Annotated in this window: 28 protein-coding genes; all 28 read left to right on the plus strand. The window is 64.3% G+C overall.

Features of this window, described 5'->3' with window-relative positions; genetic code table 11:
• The first annotated feature begins 118 nt into the window (after positions 1–118).
• Positions 119–571, plus strand: a complete 453-nt coding sequence (locus HPDFL43_RS07810; RefSeq protein ID WP_040449932.1) for a YcgN family cysteine cluster protein — start codon at positions 119–121, stop codon at positions 569–571.
• Positions 572–944: 373 nt separating this feature from the next.
• Positions 945–1,781: a hypothetical protein gene (locus HPDFL43_RS07815; protein WP_007196760.1), complete on the plus strand. Its 837-nt coding sequence runs from the start codon at positions 945–947 to the stop codon at positions 1,779–1,781.
• 355 nt (positions 1,782–2,136) lie between these two features.
• Positions 2,137–2,730, plus strand: coding sequence for a hypothetical protein (locus HPDFL43_RS07820; protein WP_156970224.1), 594 nt, complete (start codon positions 2,137–2,139; stop codon positions 2,728–2,730).
• Complete coding sequence (locus tag HPDFL43_RS07825; RefSeq protein ID WP_007196762.1) at positions 2,731–4,209, plus strand: DNA-packaging protein; 1,479 nt, start codon at positions 2,731–2,733, stop codon at positions 4,207–4,209.
• A 51-nt stretch (positions 4,210–4,260) separates the two neighbouring features.
• Positions 4,261–4,911, plus strand: coding sequence for a class I SAM-dependent methyltransferase (locus HPDFL43_RS07830; RefSeq protein ID WP_007196763.1), 651 nt, complete (start codon positions 4,261–4,263; stop codon positions 4,909–4,911).
• 284 nt (positions 4,912–5,195) lie between these two features.
• Complete coding sequence (locus HPDFL43_RS07835; protein WP_007196764.1) at positions 5,196–6,374, plus strand: phage portal protein; 1,179 nt, start codon at positions 5,196–5,198, stop codon at positions 6,372–6,374.
• Between the two features lie 73 nt (positions 6,375–6,447).
• Positions 6,448–6,768 carry a DUF6107 family protein gene (locus HPDFL43_RS07840; RefSeq protein WP_040449938.1) on the plus strand — a complete coding sequence of 107 codons (321 nt, stop codon included), beginning with the start codon at positions 6,448–6,450 and terminating at the stop codon, positions 6,766–6,768.
• Between the two features lie 237 nt (positions 6,769–7,005).
• Positions 7,006–7,701: an HK97 family phage prohead protease gene (locus HPDFL43_RS07845; protein WP_052093279.1), complete on the plus strand. Its 696-nt coding sequence runs from the start codon at positions 7,006–7,008 to the stop codon at positions 7,699–7,701.
• A gap of 27 nt (positions 7,702–7,728) precedes the next feature.
• A complete protein-coding gene (locus tag HPDFL43_RS07850; RefSeq protein WP_007196767.1) occupies positions 7,729–8,973 on the plus strand; it encodes a phage major capsid protein in 1,245 nt (414 codons plus the stop codon).
• 96 nt (positions 8,974–9,069) lie between these two features.
• Positions 9,070–9,636, plus strand: a complete 567-nt coding sequence (locus HPDFL43_RS07855) for a head-tail connector protein (protein WP_007196768.1) — start codon at positions 9,070–9,072, stop codon at positions 9,634–9,636.
• Positions 9,636–9,971: a phage head closure protein gene (locus HPDFL43_RS07860; RefSeq protein ID WP_007196769.1), complete on the plus strand. Its 336-nt coding sequence runs from the start codon at positions 9,636–9,638 to the stop codon at positions 9,969–9,971. Before HPDFL43_RS07855 ends, HPDFL43_RS07860 begins: the two co-directional genes overlap by 1 nt.
• Positions 9,968–10,372 carry a DUF3168 domain-containing protein gene (locus tag HPDFL43_RS07865; RefSeq protein ID WP_007196770.1) on the plus strand — a complete coding sequence of 135 codons (405 nt, stop codon included), beginning with the start codon at positions 9,968–9,970 and terminating at the stop codon, positions 10,370–10,372. The genes HPDFL43_RS07860 and HPDFL43_RS07865 overlap by 4 nt, the downstream gene beginning before the upstream one ends.
• 62 nt (positions 10,373–10,434) lie before the next feature.
• A complete protein-coding gene (locus HPDFL43_RS07870) occupies positions 10,435–10,842 on the plus strand; it encodes a phage major tail protein, TP901-1 family (protein ID WP_007196771.1) in 408 nt (135 codons plus the stop codon).
• A gap of 3 nt (positions 10,843–10,845) precedes the next feature.
• Entirely contained in the window at positions 10,846–11,259 is a 414-nt protein-coding gene (locus HPDFL43_RS07875; protein WP_007196772.1) for a gene transfer agent family protein, read from the plus strand.
• Positions 11,256–11,519: a phage tail assembly chaperone gene (locus HPDFL43_RS07880; RefSeq protein WP_084594596.1), complete on the plus strand. Its 264-nt coding sequence runs from the start codon at positions 11,256–11,258 to the stop codon at positions 11,517–11,519. Before HPDFL43_RS07875 ends, HPDFL43_RS07880 begins: the two co-directional genes overlap by 4 nt.
• Positions 11,512–12,096, plus strand: a complete 585-nt coding sequence (locus HPDFL43_RS07885; RefSeq protein ID WP_007196774.1) for a phage tail tape measure protein — start codon at positions 11,512–11,514, stop codon at positions 12,094–12,096. Before HPDFL43_RS07880 ends, HPDFL43_RS07885 begins: the two co-directional genes overlap by 8 nt.
• 12 nt (positions 12,097–12,108) lie before the next feature.
• A complete protein-coding gene (locus HPDFL43_RS07890; RefSeq protein WP_007196775.1) occupies positions 12,109–12,753 on the plus strand; it encodes a phage distal tail protein, Rcc01695 family in 645 nt (214 codons plus the stop codon).
• Positions 12,750–13,640: a DUF2163 domain-containing protein gene (locus HPDFL43_RS07895; protein WP_007196776.1), complete on the plus strand. Its 891-nt coding sequence runs from the start codon at positions 12,750–12,752 to the stop codon at positions 13,638–13,640. The genes HPDFL43_RS07890 and HPDFL43_RS07895 overlap by 4 nt, the downstream gene beginning before the upstream one ends.
• Complete coding sequence (locus HPDFL43_RS07900; protein ID WP_007196777.1) at positions 13,637–14,110, plus strand: NlpC/P60 family protein; 474 nt, start codon at positions 13,637–13,639, stop codon at positions 14,108–14,110. The genes HPDFL43_RS07895 and HPDFL43_RS07900 overlap by 4 nt, the downstream gene beginning before the upstream one ends.
• A gap of 18 nt (positions 14,111–14,128) precedes the next feature.
• Complete coding sequence (locus HPDFL43_RS07905; RefSeq protein ID WP_007196778.1) at positions 14,129–17,977, plus strand: baseplate multidomain protein megatron; 3,849 nt, start codon at positions 14,129–14,131, stop codon at positions 17,975–17,977.
• A 43-nt stretch (positions 17,978–18,020) separates the two neighbouring features.
• Entirely contained in the window at positions 18,021–18,227 is a 207-nt protein-coding gene (locus tag HPDFL43_RS07910; RefSeq protein WP_156970225.1) for a hypothetical protein, read from the plus strand.
• Positions 18,228–18,340: 113 nt separating this feature from the next.
• On the plus strand, positions 18,341–18,613 hold the full coding sequence (locus HPDFL43_RS07915; RefSeq protein WP_210165628.1) for a hypothetical protein: 273 nt from the start codon (positions 18,341–18,343) through the stop codon (positions 18,611–18,613).
• A 40-nt stretch (positions 18,614–18,653) separates the two neighbouring features.
• Positions 18,654–19,340, plus strand: a complete 687-nt coding sequence (locus HPDFL43_RS07920; protein ID WP_007196781.1) for a response regulator transcription factor — start codon at positions 18,654–18,656, stop codon at positions 19,338–19,340.
• Complete coding sequence (locus HPDFL43_RS07925) at positions 19,337–20,722, plus strand: sensor histidine kinase (RefSeq protein ID WP_007196782.1); 1,386 nt, start codon at positions 19,337–19,339, stop codon at positions 20,720–20,722. Before HPDFL43_RS07920 ends, HPDFL43_RS07925 begins: the two co-directional genes overlap by 4 nt.
• Positions 20,723–20,928: 206 nt before the next feature.
• Positions 20,929–21,396 carry an RT0821/Lpp0805 family surface protein gene (locus HPDFL43_RS07930; RefSeq protein WP_007196783.1) on the plus strand — a complete coding sequence of 156 codons (468 nt, stop codon included), beginning with the start codon at positions 20,929–20,931 and terminating at the stop codon, positions 21,394–21,396.
• Positions 21,397–21,621: 225 nt separating this feature from the next.
• Positions 21,622–23,211: a c-type cytochrome biogenesis protein CcmI gene (gene ccmI / locus HPDFL43_RS07935; protein ID WP_007196784.1), complete on the plus strand. Its 1,590-nt coding sequence runs from the start codon at positions 21,622–21,624 to the stop codon at positions 23,209–23,211.
• Positions 23,208–23,687, plus strand: a complete 480-nt coding sequence (gene ccmE, locus HPDFL43_RS07940) for a cytochrome c maturation protein CcmE (RefSeq protein ID WP_007196785.1) — start codon at positions 23,208–23,210, stop codon at positions 23,685–23,687. The genes ccmI and ccmE overlap by 4 nt, the downstream gene beginning before the upstream one ends.
• 39 nt (positions 23,688–23,726) lie before the next feature.
• Positions 23,727–25,721 (plus strand): heme lyase CcmF/NrfE family subunit, encoded by a 1,995-nt coding sequence (locus tag HPDFL43_RS07945; protein ID WP_007196786.1) that lies wholly within the window; start codon positions 23,727–23,729, stop codon positions 25,719–25,721.
• Positions 25,722–25,731 lie beyond the last annotated feature (10 nt).

Raw genomic sequence — 25,731 nt, forward strand, 5'->3', positions numbered from 1 at the left:
TGCACAATCGCACCACAGTTTTCACCCCCTGTGGTCTATGCTTTTGCCGCATTTTCAGTCAAAGGACAAGCCAATCGGGCGCTCTGCGGCGAGGCCTGTAGCAAAAGGAAGCCCCGTCATGGACCCCAAGCCTTTCTGGAAAGCCAAGACGCTCGACCAGATGAATGCGGCCGAGTGGGAAAGCCTGTGCGACGGCTGTGGCCGCTGCTGTTTGAACAAGCTCGAGGACTGGGACACCGGCGAGATCGCCTGGACCAACATCGCCTGCCGCCTGCTCGACGGCCATTCCTGCCGCTGCAAGGATTATGACAACCGCCAGGCCACCGTGCCCGACTGCATCGGCCTGACCCCGGACCAGGTCGACACCATCACCTGGCTGCCGCCCACCTGCGGCTACCGGCTGGTCCGAGAGGGCCGCGATCTCTACTGGTGGCATCCGCTGGTTTCGGGCGATCCCGAAACCGTGCACCAGGCCGGCGTCTCGGTGCGCGGCCGCACGGTGAGCGAGGAGGGGATGCTGGTCGATGATTTCGAGGATTACCTGGTCGAGTGGCCGGGCGAGGAGGCTTGAGCACCAGCCGCCCGCCGCCCGGAAGCGCCAGTCAAGACCGTCACCCAGGATCCGCTGCGCAAGGCCGCCACAATCCGCTTCTTGCGCATAATTTTGGGCGGGACGGGAACCGATTGCGCGCTGCCGGCCTGCTCGGATTCGGCCGCCCTGTCGGGGCGCGGCGCTGACCGCCGCGCCCCCCCCAGCGCGAAACCCAGCCGCCGGAGATATTTCTCTGGCGGTTTTTTGTTGGGGTGTATTTTCTGCGTCTATAGACACAATAGGACAAGTATCTGCGTTTTATACTTCGTGCACCTGATATGATAAGAGGTGCTATGAATAAAAGTATTGGGCGATTCACGGTGCGTCCGGCTAGCTGCGGAACTTGTATAATATGTTTTCTTTGAATGGATCGCGTTTTCTGGACACTTTGCTGGAAATCCGCCGCATCAAAACTCAAATCGAGAGTTGGGGTGAAGATGGGCGTGAGGCAGAGGTGACAAGCGCACGGGCTACGTTGAGCGAACAATTCAGGGAGCTCGCCATGGCCGCCGAAGCGGTGCAGGCAAGATTGGCGGGCGTAGCTGCGAGGCGAATGGCTGAGATGCTCGATGATTCAAGTCAAGTCGTGCGGATGGAGCAAGTAAGATCTTCGATTGATGATGTGGAATCTCGATTGCGTGACGAACTCAAGCAGGTGGCAATATTTGTCATGCATGCGCACGAGACTATGCTGTTGGGAAACGCTAATGAGCTCGCGAGCGGTTGGGATATAAATGCATTTTACCCGGATGCAGCTAGGGAGCTTGAAGAATCGGCTAAATGCATAGCCTTTGATAGGCCGACTGCTGGGGTTTTTCATGCTATGCGCATGTTGGAGGTGGGGTTAAAAGCTCTGGCCGCGCATCTTGAAATAGATGACCCTACTGATCCTGCCAAGCGCAATTGGGGGGCGATGCTTCGCGACATCAAGACCAAAATCGATGAAAAATTCGACAAGGGCAGCGATAGGCGAGAAAAGTACGAGCGCCTTTATGCGTCCATAGATGCAGTCAGAAACCCTTGGCGCAACGGTTCAATGCACGTGACCTCTTTCTATTCCGGCCAGGAGGCACTGCATATTTTGCGTTGCTCCCTCTATTTTCTGCAAATGCTGGCGAGCGTCACTAATCCTAGCGAAGTCGAAGAGCCAGAGGCGCAAGAGAAGGACGGTTTACCGATTGCGGGATAGAATTTTGATCGCTTTTGTGAAGGCTTAGCCCGTTTTATCAGCCTCAGTCTTCCAAACTCTTCCGTTGGGATTGGGGTGGCTCGATATCACTGTGTTCTTATAAAATAGCTTGGTAAGATGACGACTAAGCGAAGTCCCAAGACTATAGAAAATAGGAAAATAATCCTTGACGGCGTCACGGGGCTCTGGTAGGTTCATGTCATCGTCACACAAATGCGCCGGGAGCGGCGGGTTGGGTGAGGTGCTGCTGCGGCAGTGAAGTTGACAGTGCGAGACAGTGCGAGACTGTGTGAGCGTCTGAGGCTGCGGCCCGGGCGCTTTTTTGTTGGCCGGATTCCAAGCGGAAAAGATCGAGATGACACACCACCTGCCTGCTGCGGGCCTTTCTGCCGTGCCCGGAGAGCTGTTGCCGGCCGATGCGATTGATCAGGCGCTGGATGCGCTCTGGGCCCTGGCGGCCGATGATGCGACGGCTGAGCCCTTTGCCTTTCTGGTCAATGATCCCGGGCTCCGTGCGATGATCGAAATCAAGCAGGCCAGGCTACCCGATGCCGGGGATCAAGAGAGTGTTCAAGTCGGGGAACAAGAGGGTGATCAAGAGCCGGTGAGCGTGAACGGGAGCGAGCCGGCGCCTATCGCTGACAGCACCAGGGCGATGCTTGCGCAGATGCGTGCAGTGCTGGACCGTGAGGCGGCTCGGCTGGGTGAGGAGGGCGTGGAGGGCAAGGCGGCGGTCGATCAGGTGGCGCTGATTGCCCGGACGCTTGAAAAGATCGACCAGATGGAGCGGCTGATCGCCGAGGATAAGGCCCGCGCGCAGAGCCAGGCATTGAGTGGCGAGGAGCGTGAGCAGATGCGCCAGACGGTGCGCCAGCTGATCCTCGCCGCCGCCGAGCGGATGGTGGCGCAGCGGCAGGCGGAGGATGGCGCGAGCGGGCAGGCCGGATAGATGGCCGGAGAGACCCGCGGCATGATTCTCCAGTCGATGACGGTGGCGCTGAATTGCGGCGTGTGGATGCGCCCCAGACGGTATCCCGCGCGGCGGATCCAGATGCGGATGGCCGAAGGGGCTGCGTGCACATCCCGGTCCGAACCCAGCGGCGATCTTGAAGCCGGTCTTGAGGTTGGGGACAGCGGCGCTGCGGCGGTTGCGGATCTGCTCGCAGCCTGGATCGCTGAGTTTGACGACCAGGCGCTGATCGCCAATGCCAATGACTGGCAGTTGATCGCCCGGCCCGAGCAATTGCCGCCTGACGGCGACTGGCGATCCTGGCTGCTGATGGGCGGGCGCGGTTCGGGCAAGACGCGCGCAGGCGCTGAATGGGTGCATGGGCTGGCGTCCGGCGCGGTGCCGGGCCTGGGCCGTCAGGGGCGGATTGCGCTGGTGGCGGAGACCTTTGGCGATGCGCGCGAGGTGATGATCGACGGGGTGTCGGGGATCATGGGCGTGGCTCGGGATCAGCGGCCCGCCTTCGAGGCGACGCGACGCAGGCTGGTCTGGCCCTCCGGCGCGGTGGCGCAGATGTTTTCATCCGAAGACCCCGAAAGCCTGCGTGGCCCGCAATTTGATCTCGCCTGGTGCGATGAACTGGGCAAATGGCGCCATGCCCGCGAGACCTGGGACATGCTGCAATTTGCGCTCAGGCTTGGGCAGCACCCGCGCCAGCTGATCACCACGACGCCAAGGGCGACGCCCCTGATGCTGGCGCTGGTGAAAGACATTGGCACGCGGGTCACACGGATAAGGACCGAGGACAATGCAGGCAATCTGGCGGCGGGGTTTCTCGACACGGTGCGGGCGCGTTATGGCGGCACGCGGCTGGGGCGTCAGGAACTTGACGGCGAGCTGATCGCCGACCGCGAGGACGGGCTGTGGCGGCGCGAGCAACTGGAAGCCCTCGTGGTGCGCAAGCCCGGACCGCTGGGGCGCATCGTGGTGGCGGTGGATCCGCCCGCATCCGGCGAGGCAAAACATTCCTGCTGCGGCATTGTTGCCGCCGGACTGGATGCGGAAGGCCGCGCGGTGGTGCTGGCCGATGGCTCGCAAGAGGGCGCAAGCCCGTCGGGCTGGGCGGGTGCGGTGAGCAGGCTCTACCGCCGCTTTGACGCCGATTGCGTGGTCGCCGAGATCAATCAGGGCGGCGACATGGTGACAAGTGTTCTGCGCACCGTCGATTCGACGCTGCCGGTGCGGCAAGTGCGGGCGACGCGCGGCAAATGGCTGCGCGCCGAACCGGTTGCCGCTCTCTATGAGCAGGGCCGGGTGGTCCATGCCGGGCATTTTGCGGCGCTGGAAGACCAGATGTGCGACTTCGGCCCTGACGGGCTGTCCTCCGGCCGCTCGCCGGACCGGCTCGACGCGCTGGTCTGGGCGCTGACCGAATTGCTGCTCGAACGCAGAGGCGCGCCGCAGATACGGCATCTTTGATGTTGGCGCAGAATCGGACAGGCTCGGCTCTGAACCGGTAGGGCGAAAGGAATGGATGTGGCCAGCGCGACCGAGACAGAAATGGAGATGGTGCTGGCGGGCTATGCCGGGCTTGGTGCGGAATGGATCGCCCGCTCCGACGGTCTGAGTTGCGATGAAATCTATGCGCCTGTGGCGGATCTGCTGCCGCTTGCGCCCTCGCGCGTTCTCGATCTGGGAGCGGCCACCGGGCGCGATGCGGCCTGGCTGGTCAGCCTGGGGCACTGCGTTACCGCGGTGGAGCCGGTAAGGTCCTTGAGAGAGGCCGGGTTGCGGCTTCACCCGCAGGGCGAAATTGACTGGGTCGATGACCGTCTGCCGGGGCTGGAGCGGATCGACGTGGCTGAGAGCTATGGCTGTGTGCTGGCCAATGGCGTGCTGCATCATCTCGAGCCGGCTGCGCAGCAAAGCGCGATCCGCCGTCTGGCCCCAATGCTTGACCCTGGTGGCCTGATGATTGCCTCGCTGCGGCACGGTGCCGGGCCTGAAGGCCGGAAGGCCTGGCCGATCGATGTTGAGGCGCTGGTCGGGATTGCACGGACCTGCGGCTTGGATCTGATACGCCGCGTCGACAAGGGCTCGATCCAGCCGGAGAACCAGACTGCCGGTATCACCTGGACCTGGCTTGCGCTCAGGCGAAGCGAGGGCACCGCCGGCGGCTGAGCGAATTGCTGGTCGGCGCAGGAGCGAACCGCAAGTGCGGCTTTTGTGAAGTGGTTTGGGGTTCAATGAGTGCCGTCATGCCGGACTTGATCCGGTATCCAGCAGGCGAGCGTCCGCGAGCCAGGAGACCTTTTTGCAGGACGCGAGATTGAAAAGAGTCTCTCACCGCGCCGACGCGCGGTCGCTGGATCCCGGATCGGGGTCCGACATGACGGGAAGATCGTTTCACCCCGCCGGGTCGCCTCGGCGGGGTTTTTGATTCCATAACCTGAAAGGGCATCGATATGGCATTCGGATTGAGGCTTCCCTGGACCCGAGCGGCGCAAAACCGGGCACCGGCCGCCAAGAGCTGGCTGCCCGGTGCGATTGCGGCGCTGGCGGCTGACACGGGCGCGCGCTGGAGCGGGCGGTCCTATGCGGCACTCGCCCGCGAGGGCTTCATGCGCAATCCGGTGGCGCACCGGGCCACACGGCTGATCGCGGAAGCCGCGGCCTCGGTGCCCTGGGTGGTGTTTGATGCGGGCCGCGAAGAGGAACGCCATCCGGTCATCGACCTGATCAACCGTCCTGACCCGACCGGTGCGGGGGACGGTTTTTTCGAAACGCTCTACGGCCATCTGGTGCTTTCGGGCAATGGCTGGATCAATCCCGTGGTGGCGGCGGGACGGGTGGCCGGGCTGCAATTGCTCAGGCCCGACCGGATGCGGGTGATCGAGGGCGCGGACGGCTGGCCGGTGGCCTATGAGCATCAGGCGGGCGGCAGGCGGCAGCGCTTTGCCGTCCACCCCGAAGAGGGGCCGGGGCTGTTGCACCTGAAGCTGTTTCATCCGCTTGACGATCATCTCGGCTTCGCACCGCTCGAAGCGGCTCTGATGGCGCTCGATCTGCACAATGCGGCGATGAGCTGGAACAAGGCGCTGCTCGACAATTCCGCCCGGCCTTCGGGCGCACTGGTCTACCAGCCCAAGGACGGTGGCAATCTGACGCTTGAGCAATATGAGCGGCTCAAGGCCGAGCTCGAGGAGGGCTATCAGGGCGCGCGCCGGGCAGGGCGGCCGATGCTGCTTGAGGGCGGGCTCGACTGGAAGGCGATGGGGCTGACCCCGCGCGACATGGATTTCATCGAGGCCAGGAACGGCGCCGCCCGCGACATCGCCCTGACGCTCGGTGTGCCGCCGATGCTGCTTGGCATTCCGGGCGACCTGACCTACGCCAATTACCAGGAGGCCAACCGCGCCTTCTGCCGCCTCACGGTGCTGCCGCTGGTGGCCCGCACGGCTCAGGCTCTCACCGCCTGGCTGCAGCCTGTCTATGGCGCGGGGCTGAAGATCGACTATGACGCCGACCGTCTTCCGGGGCTAGCCGCAGAGCGCGATGCGCTCTGGTCGCGGCTCGGAGCCGCCGATTTCCTCACCGACGAGGAAAAGCGGGAAGCCGTGGGATATCAACGTGTTCCGGGCTGAGGCGGACTCAGATCCGCAGCCAGCTGAATCAATTTGTGAAGCCGAAACCACTCGAAAATCCGGAGCCAAGCCGATGCAGAGCATGGGGCCCGAACCATCAATGCTGGCCATGCGCATCGCGGGCGCTGTCTGCGGCGCGCTGGTCTCGCTGGTCTACATGATGCCGCGCAGCACCCGCGAGGCCGCCGCGCGCGCCATCGTCGGTGTGGCCTGCGGGCTGGTCTTCGGCGGGCCTGCCGGTGTGGCGCTGGCGGCGCGGATGGGGGTGAGCGATCTGCTCTCGCCTGATGAAACCGTGCTGATGGGATCGGCGGCGGCAAGCCTTGCGGCCTGGTGGGTGCTGGGCGTGCTGACCCGGATCGCCGACCGGGCAGGGCGCGGAAAATATACCTAGGACAAGCTTTCAATTCATTTCGATCGGGGAGTGAGGCCGCCAAGGAATTGCCTCCCCCTTGAGGGGAGGCGGGCGATTGGCCTGGCTCATCCAGGACAGAGCCGGTGGGGGTGCGACACCATCATCGGTCCCGGTGACCGGAGCTGACCCCCACCCCAACCCCTCCCCTCAAGGGGGAGGGGCTTCGCCCCGCTCGCCCGCATCCCGATGGAATTCGACACCAACAAGGACAAAGCCATGACAACGGACTGGAGCATCTCCGGACGGCAGCGAAAGCGCGTCGATCTGGCACTGGAGGATGTAAGCGGCGACGGCAGCTTCTCGGGCTATGCGAGCCTGTTCGGCGCGGTCGATCTGGGGCGCGACATGATCGAGCCCGGCGCTTTCGCCGCCTCGCTCAGGCGCCGCGGCGCAGCCGATGTGCGCATGCTCTATCAGCATGATCCCGATCAGCCGATCGGCCGCTGGCTGTCGATCCGCGAGGACAGCCACGGCCTTCATGTCGAGGGCAAGCTGTCGCTCGGCGTGGCGCGGGCCCGCGAGGTGCACGAGCTGATGAAATCCGGGGCGCTCGACGGGCTGTCGATCGGCTTCCAGACCTTGCGGGCCCGCAACGAGGCCAAGAGCGGCGTGCGCCGGATCCTCAGCGCCGATCTCTGGGAAATCTCGGTGGTGACCTTCCCGATGCAGCCGGGCGCGCGGGTGACCGCGGTCAAATCGGCGATCGGCGTGCCCCCGACGAAACGCGAACTCGAACGCCGGCTCACGCGGGATGCGGGGCTGACGCGACGCCAGGCGCGCGGGCTGATTGCCCGCGGCCACGATGCCCTTTCGGACAGGCGGGATGCCGCGCCGGAGGATCTCAAACGGCTGGAACGGAAGCTCCGCGCGCTGACCGGCATGCTGCTCCGCTCCGCCGATTCAGCAAAATGATCAATTCCCACATGGAAGGACAATGCGATGAACACTCTGACAACACCCGCCCGTGCCCCCGAGATCAAATCCGCCGATGCGGATGTTACCGAGGCCTTTGAAAGCTTCATGTCCGCCTTCGAGGACTACAAGCAGCACAATGACCAGCGCCTCGCCGACATCGAACGCCGCGGCAGCACCGATGTCGTGACCGAGGAGAAGATGGCGCGCATCGACCGTTCGCTGGACGAGCAGAAGCGCGCGCTCGACCGGCTGATGGTCAAGCAGGCGCGCCCCAGCCTCGGCAGGACTGCCGGTCGCGAGACCTCAGCCGTGCGCCAGGCGTTTGACGCCTATGTGCGCCGTGGCGACGAGGCCGCGCTGCGCCAGGGTGAACTCAAGGCGATGTCGGCGGGCAGCGACCCAGATGGCGGTTATCTGGTGCCCGACGAGCTCGACACCGAGATCGGCCGGCGGCTTTCCGAACTCTCGCCGGTCCGCTCGATTGCCACGGTCCGGCAGGTCTCGGGCGCGGTGCTGAAAAAGCCCTTCGCGCTCGACGGCATGGCCACCGGCTGGGTCGGCGAGACCGATGCGCGGCCGCAGACCGCGACGCCGCAACTGACCGAGCTGCAGTTCCCGACCATGGAGCTCTACGCCATGCCGGCGGCCACGACCTCTTTGATCGAGGACGGCGCGCTCGACATCGAAAACTGGATCGCAGCCGAGGTGGAGGCGGCCTTCGCCGAGCAGGAGGGGGCTGCCTTTGTGGCGGGCGATGGCGTCAACAAGCCGCGCGGTTTCCTCGATTATCCGAGCGTCGATGATACGAGCTGGAGCTGGGGCAATCTGGGCCACATCGCCACCGGGGCGGCGGGTGCCTTCGGCGCCGATCCCTCCGACCGGCTGATCGAGCTGATCTATGCGCTCAAGGCCGGGCACCGGCAGAATGGCCGCTTCGTGATGAACCGCAAGACCCAGAGCCAGATCCGCAAGTTCAAGGATGCCGACGGCAACTATCTCTGGATGCCACCGGCGGGGGCCGGCCAGGCCGCCTCGCTGATGGGCTTCCCGGTGGTCGAGGCCGAGGACATGCCCGACATTGCCGCGGACTCCGCATCAATCGCCTTTGGCGACTTCCGCCGTGGCTATCTGGTGGTGGACCGGACGGGCGTGCGCATCCTGCGTGATCCCTATTCGGCCAAGCCCTACGTGCTGTTCTACACCACCAAGCGCGTCGGCGGCGGGGTGCAGAACTTCGAGGCCATCAAGCTGATGAAGTTCGCCGCCTAGACCACAGGCTGCGAAATTCATCGACTGCGGTCCCGCCCCGTTGCCTCCCCGTGGCGGGACCGCACCCCGTCAGCCTGACCAATTCCGGAGCCTGCCATGACCCTGATTGAGACTGATCCGCCGCTGGCGGAGCCGGTGACGCTTGCCGATTTGAAGGCCCATCTGCGCATCGATGTGAATGACGAGGATGCGCTCCTGGAAAGTCTGATCCGCGTTGCCCGCGCTCATCTCGAGGCCGTCACCGGAACCGCGCTGATGCCGCGCGGTTTGCGGCTTGTGCTGGATGACTGGCCCGAGGCCCCGGTGATTCAACTTGGCAAAACCCCGGTCCAATCCATTGATGCGATTCGTGTTTATGACGCCGATGGCCTGCCCCGGGAACTGGCGCTTTCGGGCATGCTGCTCGACGCCACGGCACGCCCCGCGCGGCTTGTCATCAAGGAGAGGCCACGTCCCGGGCAGGCGATCAACGGCATCGAGATCGAATTCACCGCGGGCTTTGGCGCGGCAAACGAGGTCCCGCCGGAGCTGATCCGTGCGGTGCTGATCCATGCCGCCTATCTCCATGAATTCCGTGGCGCGGTCTCGCCCGACATGCAGCCCGCGGCGATCCCCACTGGCTATGACCAGCTGATCGGGCCCTGGGTGCGGAGGGCTTTGTGATGGTGGCCAAGATTCTGGATCCGGGCCGGTTGAATGCCCGGCTGCGGCTCGAAACCCCGGCAGATGTGGCTGACGGCCAGGGCGGGGTGGGCGAAGGCTGGGTCACCGTCACCGGTCTCTGGGGCCGGGTGGAGCCACTGCGCGCAAGGCCACGCGAAGAGGCAGGGGCGGCGATTGCGCCGGTCAGCCACCGGGTCACGATCCGCCATCGCGATGACATCCGCCACGACATGCGCTTTGTGTTCCGCGGGCGGTTTCTCAATGTGCGCGCGGTGCACGATCCAGACGAGAGCCGGCGCTATCTGATCTGCGATTGCGAGGAGAGCGCGCCATGAGCACCAACCAGCTGCAGAAAGCCGTTGTCGAGCGTCTGTCGGCCGACCCGGCCATTCTGGCGATCACAGGCACTGGCCGGATTTTTGATCGCCGCATCACCCGGGCCGAACCGCCTTACCTGGTGTTTGGCGAGGCGGTGGCGCGCGACTTCTCCACCGGAGACGACGAAGGCGGGGGCACCGAGCACCGCTTCGAAATCGAGGCCTGGACCAAGCAGAACGGCCGCAAGCAGGCTGTCGAGCTGGCCGATGCCGTTCGCGCGGCCCTGCATGACAGAGACCTCGCGCTTGAAGGCGCGACACTGATCAATCTTCGTCACGAGCGCACGCTCAGCCGCCGGGCACCCAGGAGCGGGCTGCATCTGGCGCGGCTCCGCTTTCGCGCCGTCACTGAACCGTGACGCTTTCACCATGATGTTTTGGCTGCCGGGCCACTGCGACAGCACCAGGAAAGGAAAAGGATATGAGTGCTCAAAAGGGCAAGGATCTGCTGATCAAAATCGATGATGGCGGGAGTTATGTGACCATTGCCGGGTTGCGGGCGCGAAGGCTCGCCTTCAACGCGGACGCCGTCGACATCACCGACGCGGAATCGGCGGGGCGCTGGCGCGAATTGCTGGGCGGTGCGGGCGTGCAGCGCGCGGCGCTGTCGGGTGGCGGGCTGTTCAAGGATCAGGCAAGCGATGCGCTGACGCGGTCGGTGTTCTTTGCCGGCGACATCCGCAACTGGCAGGTGGCGATCCCGGACTTCGGCACCGTGACCGGGCCGTTCCAGATCACAGCACTTGAATATGCGGGGCGGCATGATGGCGAGATGACCTTCGAAATCGCCATGGAATCGGCCGGCCCACTCAGCTTTGCGGCGCTCTGAGCGATGCGTGTCCACCCCAACCGGCATCGCGGCGAGATCGCCGCCCGGCTCGACGGCGAGATCCGGCTTCTCTGCCTGACGCTCGGCGCGCTGGCCGAACTCGAAACCGCCTTCGGTGCCGCCAATCTGGCCGAATTGGCCGAGCGCTTTGAAAGCGGCAGGCTGTCGGCGGGCGACATCATCAAGATCGTCGGCGCGGGATTGCGTGGTGCCGGCAACATCGCGACCGACGAGGATGTGGCGCAGATGTCGACCGAAGGCGGCGTCGCCGGTTTCGCCAGGATCGCGGCGGAGTTGCTGTGGGCGACCTTTGGCGGCGCGGCGCCTGAACCGAAAGAGCAGAGCGGAAACAACCATCAACCCGGCAATCGTGAGGGAGACGCAAACCCTCACGCGCCGCAGGCGGTGTCGCGGTGACGAAACCGGAGCGGGCGTTGTTCCCCTGGGCGTCCGTGATCCGTTTCGGCCTCGGCCGCCTGCGGCTTTCCCCCGGTGCGTTCTGGGCGCTGAGCCTGCCCGAGCTTGTGGCGCTGATCGGTCCGCAAGCTCAGGCGGAACCGGCAACCCGTGAACGACTGGCGGCCTTGATGGCGCTGTTTCCGGACGGCACCGGGCCAGCCTCAGGCCATGGTGATGGCCCTGAAGACCCGATTCAACAGAGAGACGCGGATGACTGACGATCCCGAATTCAGTGTGAATGGCGATCTGGATCTTGAGGGCGCGGACCGGGCGCTTGATGAACTGACCCGCAAGGCCAACGCCTTTGGCGGTGCGCTGTCGACCGCGCTCAAACAGGCAACCGTCGAAGGCCGAGGCCTCGACGATGTGCTGCGAGGCCTCGGCAACCGGATGGTCAGCATTGCGCTCGATGCCGGCATGCGGCCGCTCGACAGTCTGATCAGCAGTTCGATTTCCGGCCTGAGCGGCAGCCTGGGGCAATTGCTTCCCCTCGCCAAGGGCGGCGTTCCGGGCCGGATCCAGCCTTTTGCCGACGGTGGCATTGTCGGCGGGCCAACACTGTTTCCGATGGCCGGTGGTGATCTGGGACTGATGGGGGAAGCGGGCGCGGAAGCGATCCTGCCGCTGCAGCGCGGGCCGGACGGACGCCTCGGCGTGGCCTCGGGCAGAGCCCAACCGGCGGTGCAGGTGACATTCAACGTGACCACGCCGGATGCTGCGAGCTTCGCCAAATCGGAAACCCAGGTCACGGCGATGCTGGCCCGTGCCGTAGGCCGCGGCCGACGCGGCCTTTGAGACGGGAGAGCGATGATGAGCAACGGCTTTCATGAGGTGAGGCTGCCATTGCGGCTGTCACTGGGCGCAAGCGGTGGGCCGGGACGGCGCACCGACATCGTGGCGCTGTCGAATGGCGGCGAGACCCGCAATGCACGCTGGGCCGATGCCCGCCGCCGTTATGATGTCGGCACGGGGCTGCGGGGGCTCGATGATCTCTACCGGCTGATCGAATTCTTCGAGGCCCGGCGCGGGCAGCTCTACGGGTTCCGCTTTCGCGATCCGGTCGACAATCGTTCGGGCGCGCATGGCCAGGCACCGACCGCGATCGATCAGCTGATTGGGGAAGGTGACGGCGTGACCACGCTGTTTGAACTGACAAAAACCTATTCCGATCCGGGCGGCGCCACCACCCGCCGGATCGAAAAGCCGGCCGAGGGCAGTGTGCTGGTCGCCGTGGATGGCGCGCGGCTGGCGCCGGGCGATTTCAGCGTCGACGCGGTGGCAGGGCTGATCACGATTTATCCGGGTGCCGTGCCGGCACCGGGGGCGCAGGTGACCGCAGGCTTCGAGTTCGACATTCCGGTGCGCTTTGACACCGACCGGATCGAAATTTCGCTGGCCGCCTTCAAGGCCGGCGCCGTGCCCAGCGTGCCATTGGTGGAGATCAAGCCATGAGAGAGATCCCGGCAGGGCTCAAGACCCATCTCGATCAGACCTCGACAACGCTCTGCCATGCCTGGCGGCTCACCCGTAGCGACGGTCTGGTGATGGGATTTACCGAGCATGACCGAACCCTCAGCTTCGACGGGACGGTGTTTTCCGCCGCCACTGGCTTTCGCGGCTCGGAAGTAGAGACCGGGCTCGGGCTTGAGGCCGATGCCGCCGAGATAGAAGGGGCGTTTTCCGATGCGGCGATCAGCGCCGATGATCTGGCGCTCGGCCGATACGACGGCGCGCGGGTGGAGACGTTTCTGGTCAATTGGCAGTCTCCGGAAGACCATTTGCTGCTGTCGACCCGGGAGCTTGGCGAGGTGCTCAGTGCCGGGCCTGCATTCCGCGCCGAACTGCGCAGCCTGGCCGCAAGGCTCGACCAGCCCAGCGGCCGGCTTTACGGCAAACGCTGCGATGCCGATCTTGGTGACGCGCGCTGCGGCGTGAACCTGTCGGTCGCTCCGTTCCGGCTGGAAGGTTCAGTGGTGAGCGTGCCCGACGAGATGAGCCTGATTGTGAGCGGGCTTGGCGACCGGTCACCGGGCTGGTTTTCCGGCGGGCGGGTGATGTTCGCCACGGGATTGCTGGAGGGTGTGAACCTCGATGTCGCAAGCCATAGTCTTGAGGCTGAGGGAGCGCGCCTGTCGCTTTGGTCGCCGATGGCGCGGGCACCCGCAGCGGGCGACGCGGTGGCGGTGACGGCAGGCTGTGACAAGGCCTTTGAGACCTGTTCAGCAAAATTTTCCAATACCCTCAATTTTCAGGGGTTTCCGCATCTGCCAGGAAGCGATTTCGCCTATGGTTACGCTGATTCCAACACGGTGCATGATGGAAGGCCTATTGTGCCATGAGCGGCTGTGTGGAGAGAACCGAGGATGGTGACGTGCATGGGGAACGCGTGATCGCGATCGCCCGTTGCTGGATCGGCACACCCTATCGGCATCAGGCGTCGCTGAAAGGCGTGGGCTGCGACTGCCTGGGGCTGGTGCGTGGCGTGTTCGCGGAAATCACCGGCAAGGCGGCAGAGGCTCCGCCGCCCTATCAACCCGACTGGGCCGAGCGCTCCGGTGTCGACCGGCTGATGGAGGCCGCGCGCGCTCATTGTGGCGAGCCGGTTCCGAGCGGTGAAATGCGGCCCGGCGACATTGTGCTGTTTCGCTGGCGCGCGGGCGTTGCGGCGAAACATGCGGGCATTCTCTCAGGCCCGGATCACTTCATCCATGCCTATGAGCCTGCCGGCGTGATCGAAAGCGCGCTGGTGCCGTCGTGGCGCCGGCGGATCGCCGCCGTGCACCGCATGCCTGGCTCTACGCAAAGCTGAACAAGGCGAGATTTCGATATGGCGACAATTCTGTTGCAGGTGGCCGGTGCAGCGCTTGGCGGTGCGTTCGGGCCGGTCGGCACGGCCATCGGTTCGGCGATTGGCGCGAGCCTCGGTGGCATGCTGGACACAAGCCTGATCAACTCCACCCGCACCATTCGTGGCAGGGGATTGAGCGGCGCGCGCATTCCCTCTGCCGATGAGGGCGCACCGGTACTCCGTGTTCACGGCACCATGCGGGTGGCCGGGACATTGGTCTGGGCGACGCGGTTCGAGGAGACGGTGACGCGCGAGCGCCAAGGCGGCAAGGGCGGCGGGCCGACGGTGGAGAGCTATCGCTACCATGCCAATTTTGCACTCGGGATCTGCGAGGGTCCGATCGCCGCGATCCGCCGGGTCTGGGCCGATGGCCGCGAACTTGATCTCGAAACGCTTGATATGCGGATCTATCGCGGCACGGCAACACAATTGCCCGATCCGCTGATCGAGGCCAAGCAGGGCACGGGCCGCGCACCGGCCTGGCGGGGGCTTGCCTATGTGGTGTTCGAACGCCTGCCACTTGATGATTTCGGCAATCGCATCCCGGCGTTTCAGTTCGAGGTTGTGCGCCGGGTGGGCAGGCTCGAAACCGCGATCCAGGCGGTGGCGCTGATCCCCGGCGCGACCGAACATGGCTATGCGACAACGCAAGTGCGCGAATCCTTGGGCGTCGGGGCCGAGCGGCTCATCAACCGCAACATGCGCCAGGCTGCCACCGACTGGACCCAGTCGATTGATGAATTGCAGGCGCTGTGCCCCAATCTCAAATCCGTGGCACTGATCTGCTCCTGGTTCGGCGATGATCTGCGCGTCAGCCATTGCCGCTTCCGCCCCGGGGTCGAGGTGCGCAATCGCACGGCCGAATCCAGACCCTGGAAAGTGGGCGGTGAAACCCGCGCCACCGCGCATCTGATCAGCCACAAGGATGGTGGCCCGGCCTATGGCGGCACACCCGATGATAGGGCAGTGATTGAGGCGATCCGGGATCTCAAGGCGCGGGGCCTGAAGGTCACGCTCTATCCTTTCGTGCTGATGGACGTGCCCGAGGGCAATGTGCTGCCCGCACCCGATGGCTCGGCAAGCCAGCCCGCCTATCCCTGGCGCGGCCGCATCACCGCAAGTCCGGCGCGGGGACGTGTCGGCAGTCCCGATAAAACGGGCGCGATGCGCATCCAGATCTTGGATCTCTGCGGCGCGACCCAGACCGGTGATTTCGCCATCGCCGGGGAAACCGTGAGCTGGCTTGGCGGGGATGAAGGCTACCGGCGCTTTGTGCTCCATCATGCGGCTCTGGCGCAGGCCGCAGGCGGTGTGGATGGTTTTGTGATCGGTTCGGAGATGGTCGGGCTGACGCCGCTTCGTGATCAGAACGGCGCGTTTCCCTTTGTCGAGCAACTGATCGATCTCGCCGATGATGCGAGGACGCTGCTGGGGTCTCAAACCACGCTGACCTATGCGGCTGACTGGACCGAATATGCGGGCTATCGTCCCGATGACGGTTCGGGCGATGTGTTGTTTCATCTCGATCCGCTCTGGGCGCATCCGCAAATCGGCGCGATCGGCATCGACAATTACATGCCCTTGAGCGACTGGCGAGATGGTGATCTTGTCGCGGGCAACCCCGATGGCGCCCGCTTTGCCAATGACAGCGCAGCGCTGAAGGTCGCGATCGACGGCGGGGAGGGCTTTGACTGGTATTACGCCGACAGGCAAGGCCGCGATGCCCGCGACCGCCTCCCGATTGTTGACGGGCTGGCCGGAAAACACTGGGTCTACCGGATCAAGGATCTGCGCGGTTGGTGGAAGAACCAGCATTATGAACGGATTGGCGGTGTCGAGGCAGTCACGCCCAGCCCCTGGGTGCCAGGGTCAAAGCCCTTCTGGTTCACCGAGCTCGGCTGCCCGGCTGTCGACAAGGGCGCCAACCAGCCCAATCTGTTTCCCGATCCGAAATCATCCGAAAGCGCCATTCCCTGGTATTCGAGTGGCGGTCGCGACGACCTGGCCCAGCGCGCCTTTCTCGAGGCGCATCTGGAGCATTGGTCCGGCCCGCGCAATGCCGACGCCATGGTGAGCGGCGAGCACATCTATCTGTGGAGCTGGGATGCGCGGCCGTTTCCGGCGTTTCCGCTCTCGGGCTCGGTCTGGTCGGATGGTGCCAACTGGCGCACCGGTCACTGGCTCAATGGCCGGCTGGGAACCGTGGCGCTCAAGGATCTGATCGCCGCGGTGCTCGAGGCGGCGGGGTTTGAGGATTTCGATGTCGAGCGGGTCGACGGCGTCGTCACCGGCCACGTGATCTCCAATCCGCTCTCCCCGCGGGAAGCGCTTGCGCCCTTGCTGGAGGCTTTCGCCATCGATGTGCGCGAGGGCCCGCGCGGCCTTGAGTTCTGCTCGCGGCTGAGCGCGGGATCGGCCCCGACAGAAATCGAGGTGGTGGCGGACCCGGACGATGCTGCGCTGTTTGAGGAAACCCGGGGCGAACTCTCCGAATTCGCCAATGAGGCGATGATCCTGTTTGCCGATCCGCTGGCTGATCATGCGGCGGCATCCGCGCGCTCGCGCAGGCTGGAGGGCGAGGCCTTGCGCCAGCGTGACATGCCCTTGAGCCTGGCTTACGAGCCGGGGCTGGCAAGGGTGACCGCAGACCGCTGGCTGCAGGATCACCGGCTGCAACGCCGGCGCTTGCGCCTTTCGCTGCCGCCGCAGATGGCCGCGCTGCAGCCCGGCGACACGCTGCGCCTTGATCTCGAACGCGCACCACAGGGCCTGTTTCGCATTCTCAGGATCGAGGACGGCGATGTCCGGCGCATCGAGGCCGTCTCCCATGCAGGAGCGGCAGCGGTGGCTTCAACTGAAACGGTCCCAATCGATGCCGGGAGCGACGCCAGCGCGTCCTTCGCACCTGAACTGATGCTGATGGACCTGCCGGTGCTCTCGGGCAGCGACGAGACCGCCTGGGCGCGGGCGGCGGGGCTATCGGTTCCCTGGCGCCGGATTGCGCTGTCGAGTTCAGTGGAAAGCGAGGGCTATGCGGCGCGCGCCACGCTGGATGCACCGGCGAGACTGGGCACGCTGGCGTCCGCCTTGCCGCCGGGTGCGGGCGAAGGCCGGATCCTCAAGGGCCAGATGATCGAGGTTGATCTGGCTTTTGGCGGATTGGCCTCGGTGAGCCGGCTTGCGCTGCTTAACGGCGCCAATGCGGCTGCAATCCTCTCTGATGCCGTGGTCTGGGAGGTGGTGCAGTTCGAACTGGCGGAAGAGGTTTCAAGCGGCCGCTGGCGGCTTTCAAACCTGCTGCGCGGGCAGGGGGGAACCGATGACGCCATGCGCGCGGGCGCAAGTGCGGGCAACCGGTTTGTCCTCATCGACAGTGCCGTCGTGCCGCTGGGGCTGACGCTGGAGGAAGCGGGCCGGGCGCTCAACTGGATTGCCGAGCCTGTGGGTGGCGCAGCCGAAGGTGCGGCACCGGAGATCTTCGCTGGTGGCGAAAGGGCGCTGACCCCGCTGTCGCCGGTCCACCTTGATGCGCGCCGTGAACCCGGCGGCGTCCGCTTTCGCTGGATCCGCCGCGGACGGCTGCAGGCCGACAGCTGGGCGCCCGCCGATATCGCCGATGATGAGGGCTTCGAGCGCTACCGCGCCGAAATCCTGCTCGGTGGCGCAAGCATCCGGACAGCCGAGATGGAGAGCCCCAATTGGCTCTACACCCATGCCGAGGAACTCGCCGATTTCGGCTCGGAGCAGACCGAGCTGACGCTGCGGGTGGCGCAGGCCGGCAGGCGCGTTCCCTGGGGCATTGCCCGCACCGCGACCCTCAGCCTTTGACTTCAAATCCAGTTCAGACACGAACACGAAAAGGACCATGATCATGGACACAACCAAGCCCTGGTGGCAATCCAAGACCCTATGGGGCGCATTGGTGACGCTGGTTGCTGCCGCTCTCGGCATGGCCGGGATCGACCTCGGCGATTCGGAACGCGAGGCGTTGACCGAGATGCTGACCTCGCTCGGAGCCGCAATCGGCGGGCTGATCGCCATGTTCGGGCGGATATCGGCGAGATCGCGGATCGGGTAAAGGGTTTTGGGAACCCGGATCGGGAGGTATTTCCATTCATTTGCGGTTCAGGCAGGATCCTGTATCTATCGGTGCAGGATGAAATACCAACCGCTTCAGGGCTGATCATGACCGTGAAAATTCTTCAAATTGGTTTGATTGCCGCGCTGGCCGCCATGGCCGCGCCGGCGGCCGCTCAGATGCGCACGCCGGACGGCACAACCATCGTGCATGCCGCAGCGGACTGCTCGGGCGCTGCGTCACAGGTGGTGGGTCAGACCGGCGGGCAGTTGCTCTCCGCATCGGCTCAGACGCAGGGCGGCCAGACAGTGTGCGTGATCACCGTGCTGGTGCCGGGCAGCGGCAATGAACGGCCGAAGAAAGTCACCGTTTCCGTTCCGCAATGATACCAATTCGTGAGAGAGCAACACAGCGGGGGCGGACTGCATGCGAATTCTGATTGTCGAGGACGACAAGGATCTCAATCGCCAACTGGCCGAGGCGCTAGAGGAGCAATCCTACGTGGTCGACCGCGCCTATGACGGCGAGGAGGGTCATTTTCTGGGTGACACCGAGCCCTATGATGCGGTGATCCTCGACATCGGCCTGCCGGAAATGGATGGTGTGACGGTGCTCGAAAAATGGCGCGCCGACGGTCGTGCCATGCCGGTCCTGATCCTGACCGCACGCGATCGCTGGAGCGACAAGGTGGCGGGCATCGATGCGGGCGCGGACGACTATGTCACCAAGCCGTTCCATGTCGAGGAAGTGCTGGCGCGCATACGTGCGCTGATCCGGCGGGCGTCAGGTCACGCCAGTTCTGAAATCGTCTGCGGCCCGGTGCGGCTTGACACGGCTGCCTCGAAAGCCAGCGTCGATGGCACCACGCTCAAACTCACCAGCCATGAATTCCGGCTTCTGTCCTATCTGATGCATCACATGGACCAGGTGGTCTCGCGCACCGAACTTGTCGAGCATATGTACGACCAGGATTTTGACAGGGATTCCAACACGATAGAGGTGTTTGTTGGGCGCCTTCGCAAGAAGATCGGAGTGGAACTGATCGAGACCGTGCGGGGGCTAGGCTACCGGATGACCCGGCCCGAAAACGAGGGCGCGGGCAAATCCGGATGACACGTGGTTCGCTCACCGCGCGGGTGCTGCTGCTGGCCACGCTCTGGGCGGTGATCGCGCTGGTGGCCATCGCCATTGTGATCTCGCAGCTTTATCGCAACGGCTCCGAGCGGGCCTTTGCCGATCTGTTGCGCGCCCAGCTCAACAGCGTCATCAACACGGTGTCCATCAATGATAATGGTCAACTGGCCGGCCGGCCGCAACTCGGCGATCTGGTGTTTGACCAGCCCGGCAGCGGCTGGATTTGGCTGGTGGAGCCGCTGACGGACGTTTCGGGGCCGCGGCTTTCCTCCGTATCGCTTGGCCAGCAAGACCTCGATGTGCCGACGCTTGCCGAGGTTCCCTTCGATCAGCGGTATCTGCGGTACTATCCGGCTTCGGACGGCTTCGGCAATCAGCTAGAAGTGGTCGAGACCGAGGTGGAACTGGACAACCAGGGCCGTGCCGCGCGCTTCCGGGTCGCCGGAAACCGTGATGTGCTGGACGACGAAATCGCAGGCTTTTCCCGCAATCTCTACATCGCGCTGGCGCTCTTCGGCATCGGCAGCCTGCTGGTCAATGCGGTGGCCATTCTCTACGGCTTGAGGCCGCTCGATCATGCCCGGCAGGCCCTGGGCCGGATTCGTGCCGGTGAGGCGGATCAGCTTGATGGTGCCTTCCCGCGCGAGATCGCGCCGCTGGCCGGCGAGATCAACGCGTTGATTGATGCCAACCGGCGGGTTGTCGAGCGGGCCCGCATGCAGGTCGGGAACCTGGCGCATTCGCTCAAGACCCCGATTGCGGTTCTGATCAACGAGGCACGGGACATGACCCCGGCCCATGCCAAACTGGTGCGCGCCCAGGCTGAAACCATGCAGGCCCAGGTGCAGACCTATCTCGACCGTGCCCGCATCGCCGCCCAGCGCGGCAGCGTGCTTGCCCGCACCGAAGCGGCGCCGGTCATCGAGCGGCTGGTCCGGGTGATGGCCAAGCTGAACCGGGATTTGGAGTTCGCAGCCGATATCGATCCGCAGGCAGCGGTGCTTGCGATGGAAGCTCAGGACCTCGAGGAAGCACTGGGAAATCTGATTGAGAACGCCGCCAAGTTCGCCCGCAGCAAGGTTGTGGTGCGATTGCGGCTGGTGGCTGCTCGGAAGGATGGGCAGCGGGCAATGTTCCGGATCGATGTCGATGATGACGGGCAGGGGCTTGATGAGGCCGGAATGAAGGAAGCGGTCAAACGTGGCCGGCGGCTTGACGAGTCCAAGCCCGGCACCGGACTTGGTCTGTCGATCGTCAACGAGATTGCAAGTGAATATCAGGGCAGCTTTGCGCTGGCGCGCGCGCAAACAGGTGGCTTGTCGGCCCGGCTGACGCTGCCGGGCGTGGAGACCGAGGCGTGAGCGGTAGCGGCCAAAGCAATCAAGCCAAACCGGCAGACGGGCGCCTTGGCGAACGGTTCGGTCCGGGCAATTATGGGCGCGCGCGTTGCTGTGCAAGCGGAGCAACTGCCGGTCTGCGTCACAATACCGCCACAGCGGCGCGGCAAGAAGATGGCTGCTGATTGAACAGTGCAGGCGGCGAGCATGCGCGAACAGCGAGGAACAGGATGATGGTCAATCTGGTGACGAGTTCGGCGAAACTGGCAAGTGCGGCAGTGGTACTGGTCATGGTTTCGGGATGTGCCCAGACCTCGGGCGTCAGGCCACTCTCGTTCGGCCCGGTGGCATCGCCTGAATTGAACAGCACCCGGCCTGCCGGAAGTGACGCGATTCTGGAGGCACTCAATGGCGGTATTCTGCCACAGGAGGCTGCGTCAACGCTGTCACGAGCTGAGCGGCTCAGGGCCATGGAAGCCGAATATCAGGCGCTTGAGAAAACGCCGGGTGGTCAGTCGGTCGCATGGGCCAGCCCGGTTGGAGGAGCTTCCGGTGAGGTGAAGGCCGGCACGCCCTATCAGGTCGGTCAGCAGAATTGCCGTCAATACACCCACAGCGCCCAGATCAATGGAGCGACTGTCACGGGCCGGGGTGCGGCTTGCCGCAATGCCGATGGCAGCTGGACGCCGTTGAGCTAGCTCATCGCCCCGGTCCTGGCCGGCTCCGGAATCAGTGATTTCAAACAGTGTTCGGACCAGTCGGTCTTCGCCCAATGATGCATATCAACGAATTGGCGAGGCTTTTAAGATCGTATCCGGGTTTCGAGGGCCCTGATTTTGATTTTAACGCGACTAAACGCCCCATCGATACACCCGCGGTCGATTGCGGTTGGAAAACGCACAATGCTCAGATATTGAAGCTTCATGTTGTTTTGGGTAATCGCCGCCGTCCTGACCGCTATCGTCACCCTGGCTCTGCTTGGGCCTGTGGCGCGTGCCCGCTCTGCCGCGTCGGAGGCGCCTGCACGTCACGACATGGAAGTCTACCGCGATCAGTTGGCCGAGGTCGATCGTGATCTGGCTGATGGCCTCGTCGACGAGGCGCAGGCGGAAGTGGCACGGACCGAAATTTCCCGGCGCCTGCTGGCCGCTTCGCGCAAGAGCGAAGCCGAAGATGCGGAAGATACCCAGTCGTCGAACCGCAGCCTGCGGCAGATCGCTGTCTATGCCGTTGCGATCTTCATGCCGCTGACTGCGGTCACGGCTTACCTTGAGCTGGGCCGTCCGGACCTGCCGCAATTGCCGCTCGCCGCCCGTTTGCAGTCCGAGCCGGAAAACACCGACATTGCAATGCTTGTGGCCCGCGCCGAGCAACATCTTGCCCAAAACCCCGAAGATGGCCGCGGATGGGCCGTGCTCGGGCCGATCTACATGCGCACCGGCCGTTTCGCCGAATCGGCTGAGGCATTCCGCAAGTCCATCGCGCTGCTCGGACCGTCACCGGCCCGTCTTGCAAGTCTCGGCGAAGCTCTTTTTTCCGCATCCGGCGGGATCGTCACGGAAGAGGCGATGCTGGCATTCCAGACCGCACGCGAACTCGATCCAAACGACCCGCGGCCGCAGTTCTTCCTGGCCGTCGGAATGGTGCAGGCGGGCAAGCGTGATGAAGCCCGTGCCGCCTTCACCGCCATGATGGAAACGGCGCCGGAAGGCGCGCCCTGGATCGCAGCCGTTGAAAGCCAGATCGCTGCATTGGATACGCCGTCCGGGCCGCTTTCAGGTCCCGTAACCGGTGCAGGAGCCTTGGCCCCCGGCAATCCATCGGCCGCCGATATCGCCGCAGCACAGGATATGAGCCCCGAGGATCGTCAGGCGATGATCGGCTCGATGGTCGAGAGCCTCGAGGCCCGCCTTGCCGACAACCCGGACAACATCGAAGGCTGGTTGCGGCTGGTCCGCTCGCACATGGTCATGGGCAATCGGGACCGGGCGCAAGCAGCGCTTGACCGGGCCTTTGCCGCATTTTCCAACGCAAGCACGGAAACCCAGGCACTGACCGGCGCTGCAAGAGAATTGGGGCTGGTCGCCAGTTCGACGCTCGGCGGGGTGCCAGTGGCCTCCGCAAGCCCTGCCGAAGATGCGGCATCCGCAAACCAGCCCGAGGGCACCACAACGCCCTTCATTCTCGAGGGCGTCAGCCCTGAAACAAGCGCAGCGCCAGCGGGACCGACCCAGGACGATGTTGCCGCGGCCGCAGCCATGTCGGACCAGGACAGAGACGCCATGATCCGCGGCATGGTGGCTTCGCTTGACGCAAGGCTCGCCGATAATCCCAACAACATCGAAGGCTGGTTGCGTCTGGTACGCTCCTATGCCGTACTTGGGGATGAGGCTGCCGCCGGATCGGCGCTCAAGCGTGCAAGCGCCACATTCCCGGGCGCGACCGCCGAAGGACAGGCGCTGGCCGCACTGGCCGCGCAGCTGGGACTTGAAACAGAGTTGGAAGGCCAATGAACCGTAAGCAGAAGCGATTGTCGATTATTGCCGCTGGTGCGGTGTTTCTCGCTGGAGCTGCGGCGCTGGTGACATCGGCGCTGCAAGAACAGATCGTGTTCTTCAACTCGCCCTCGGATGTTCTGGCCAAGCCGCTGGAGCCCGGGACCCGTGTCCGCCTGGGCGGGCTGGTGGAGGCTGGGTCGGTGGAACGCGGTGAAAACTCAGCCGTGACCTTCGCCGTCACCGACACCAATGCATCGGTCAAAGTGCGCTATGTTGGCATTCTGCCCGATTTGTTCCGGGAGGGGCAGGGTGTGGTCACCGAGGGTGTGTTCTCGCCGGAGGAGGGCACCTTCATGGCCGATATGGTGCTCGCCAAGCATGACGAGAACTATATGCCCAAGGAAGTCGCAGACGCGCTCAAAGCGCAGGGTGTCTGGAAGGAAGGCGATCCGCCACCGGGCGTGACCGTCAAAGAGACGCCGGTTTACTGATTGGCTTGAACGCCGCGGACGTGCAGGAGGAAAGACGCCATGATCACTGAAATCGGCCATTTCGCACTCATCCTCGCATTGGCGACGGCGCTCGTGCAATCGGTCGCCCCGGTGGTCGGCGCGCGCCGCCGCGACGCCGCACTGATGGCGATCGGCCCGATGGCGGCACTGACCTCTCTGATGCTGGTGGCGATCTCGTTCTTTGCGCTGACCCACGCCTATGTGGTGTCTGATTTCTCGGTCCAGAACGTTGTCGAGAATTCGCATTCGCTCAAGCCGATGCTCTACAAGATCACTGGCGTGTGGGGCAATCACGAAGGCTCGATGCTGCTGTGGATCCTCATTCTGGTGTTGTTTTCCGGTCTCGTCGCACTGTTCGGCCGCAATCTTCCCGACACGCTCAAGGCCAATGTGCTTGGGGTTCAGGCCTGGATCACAGTGGCGTTTCTGCTGTTCGTTCTTCTCACCTCGAACCCGTTCCTTCGCCTTGATCCGGCGCCTGCGGAAGGCAATGACCTCAATCCGATCCTCCAGGACATCGGGCTCGCGATCCATCCGCCGCTGCTCTATCTCGGCTATGTCGGATTCTCGATTTCATTCTCTTTCGCAATCGCCGCTTTGATCGAAGGCCGCATCGACGCCGCCTGGGCGCGATGGGTCCGTCCGTGGACGCTTGCCGCCTGGGTGTTCCTGACCGCCGGCATCTCGATGGGCAGCTATTGGGCCTATTACGAGCTCGGCTGGGGCGGCTGGTGGTTCTGGGATCCGGTGGAGAATGCCTCCTTCATGCCCTGGCTGGTCGGCACCGCGCTGTTGCACTCCGCGCTGGTGATGGAAAAACGCGAGGCGCTGAAGATCTGGACCGTGCTGCTCGCCATCCTGACCTTCTCGTTCTCGCTTCTGGGAACCTTCCTGGTGCGCTCGGGCGTGCTGACATCGGTCCACGCCTTTGCCACCGACCCGAGCCGTGGCGTGTTCATCCTCGGGATCCTGGTGGTCTTTATCGGCGGGGCGCTGGCGCTGTTCGGGCTGCGTGCCGCCTCGCTCAAGGCCGGTGGCATGTTCGCGCCGATCTCGCGCGAAGGGGCGCTGGTTCTCAACAATCTGTTTCTGACCACGGCTGCAGCCACCGTGCTGATCGGCACGCTGTATCCGCTGTTGCTTGAATCGGTCACCGGCACCAAGATCTCGGTCGGTCCTCCGTTCTTCAACCTGACCTTCGGGCCTTTGATGATCCCTTTGCTGATGGCTGTGCCATTTGGCCCGCTTCTGGCGTGGAAACGGGCTGACCTGGCGGGGGCCGCGCACCGGCTCTACTTCGCCATCGGAATTTCCCTTCTGGTTGGTCTTGGCGTGGTATTCCTGCAGACCGGCGCACCGGTGCTTGCGGGGCTCGGGATTGCCCTTGGCGCGTTCCTGATCCTTGGCGCGATCACCGATATCGCGCTCCGCTCCGGCATTGGTCGTGTGGCCACGGGAGTTGCCTGGAGCCGCCTTGTTGGTTTGCCACGCTCCGCCTTTGGCACCGCCTTTGCCCATATGGGCCTTGGCGTCACCGTGATTGGCGTTGTTGCCGTCAGCATCTTCTCCACCGAAACAGTGGTCGGCATGAAGCCCGGCGATACCGTGTTGGCTGGCGGCTACGAGGTTCGCTTCGAGGGCATTCGCGACTATGCCGGCCCGAACTACACCTCGCAGTCCGGCGAGTTCACGATCATGCGCGGCGACGAGGTGGTGGCCAGCACGGCCTCGGCCAAGCGGTTCTACGCCGCGCGCGGTATGCCGACGACGGAAGCCGGCATTGTCACTTTCGGTGCAAGCCAGCTTTACATCGCGCTTGGCGATCCCGAGGCCAATGGTGGCCTGGTGGTCCGGGTCTGGTGGAAGTCCTGGGTGACCTTCATCTGGTACGGGACCGTGCTGATGATGATCGGGGGCGTGTTGTCGCTGTCTGACCGCAGGCTGCGGATCGGAGCGCCCAACCGTGCCAAATCCGCCAAGGCCGGCAAGCAGAAAGCCGGGGTTGCCGCATGATGGCCGGAAC

Source organism: Hoeflea phototrophica DFL-43 (genome assembly GCF_000154705.2).
Classification (GTDB): domain Bacteria; phylum Pseudomonadota; class Alphaproteobacteria; order Rhizobiales; family Rhizobiaceae; genus Hoeflea; species Hoeflea phototrophica.